1 protein-coding gene is annotated in these 1,415 nt (G+C 38.1%); it reads right to left on the bottom strand.

The window, feature by feature from the left end; all coding sequences use genetic code 11:
* Positions 1-38: 38 nt before the first annotated feature.
* Positions 39-1,375, bottom strand: a protein-coding gene (locus tag ACQ5DJ_RS29850) for an IS3 family transposase (RefSeq protein WP_429845617.1) whose coding sequence is annotated in 2 segments (ribosomal slippage) — positions 39-988 and positions 988-1,375 — 1,338 coding nt in all. Because the reading frame shifts where the segments join, the coding sequence is not laid out codon by codon here.
* Between the last annotated feature and the right edge of the window lie 40 nt (positions 1,376-1,415).

The raw sequence follows: 1,415 nt of genomic DNA, 5'->3' as shown, positions 1-1,415 counted from the left end.
TAAACTGTCCCCTTTGTAAAGGACACTTTTAAAAAAGTCTAGGCAACGTTAAGAAGATGATCTCTGTATTGAACAGGGGTCATCTTTTTTAAGTTCCATTGGTATCTGTTGTTATTGTAGTAAGTCATATAATTCTTAATTTCACGTTTTAGTTCTTTCAGGTTCGTACATGTCTTAATAGGGACTTCGTCTTTAAAATGTCCAAAAAAGGATTCCTGAAGTGCGTTGTCCCAGCAGTTCCCACGTCTAGACATCGATTGACGTAACCCAAGTTTTCGTACTATTTTTTGAAAGGTCGGATGTGTATAGTGGAAACCTTGGTCTGAATGGATCAATGCAAGGTTAGTTTTATGGAATCTTCGATTCTTTTTTAACTTCAGGAGGGTATCCGTTGCTAAATCTACAGTGAGCCGATCTGATACGTGGTAAGCCACAATTTCATTAGTGGAGCCATCTATAATCGTTGATAAGTATGCTTTCATTCCTTTCCCATAAAACAAATAAGTGATATCCGTAAGAAGTACTTTTCCAGGAATACCTTGCTTAAACTGTCTGTTTAAAAGGTTGGGCACCACACGGTGCTCTTTCGTTGCTTTTATCATTCTTTTATAAGGATTTGTCTTCCGAATAGGACATACAATGTTGAATTTCTTCATAATTCGACGGATTCGCTTCAAATTGTAGATAGTCTGAAATTGCCCTGCCAAAATCATTTTAATTTGACGAGCTCCTTTTTTTCGTCCTTTAAAACGAAAAGCCTTTAATATACGCTCTTTTACTTCCTCATCGGTTTCTTCTTTTTGCTTACGCCTTTCTTGTGAACAGTTAGAAAAATACTTATAGTAGCCGCTGCGTGAGACCTCAGATACTTCGCATAGATAACTCACCATATGTTTAAGCTGGTACTTTTCAATCACTGTACGAATCAGAATATACTTCTGACAAGATCGTAGTGCTAGTCGCTTTTTCTTATCCCCCTTTCCGCATAGCGAATCTTTTTTAGTAGTTCATTTTCTGCTTTTAACAAATTGTTTTGAGCTTCTAATCTTGCATATTTCTCCTCAAGTGTAAGCTCCCTCTCACGAGGTCTCCCAGTATTTTCAGCTCGTGCATCATGCAATCCTAAAGGCCCGTTCTCACGATAAGTGGCACGCCATCTCTTCCCAGAGGATTGCACGCGGTTCAGCCCGACGATATCTATATCAAAGCCATGCTCCTCGAATATCTCTCTTGGCAACTTGCCCCTTCTGTTTTCCGTAATAAAAATTTGCTTAAACTCATCTGTGTAAGTGATTCCTTTATCACTCACTGATCTGACGAAAGGATTATTTGAAAGGATGTTAATCTCTTTCTCTGTAAACAACTTTTTGCTCATTGGACTCAACCCCAGTAATTTTTCTCGATTATACAAAAAA

It is taken from the genome of Brevibacillus sp. FIR094 (genome assembly GCF_050477165.1).
In the GTDB taxonomy this organism is placed as follows: domain Bacteria; phylum Bacillota; class Bacilli; order Brevibacillales; family Brevibacillaceae; genus Brevibacillus.
The sequence above is the reverse complement of the archived record's forward strand: the minus strand, read 5'-3'. Positions and strand labels throughout refer to the sequence as shown.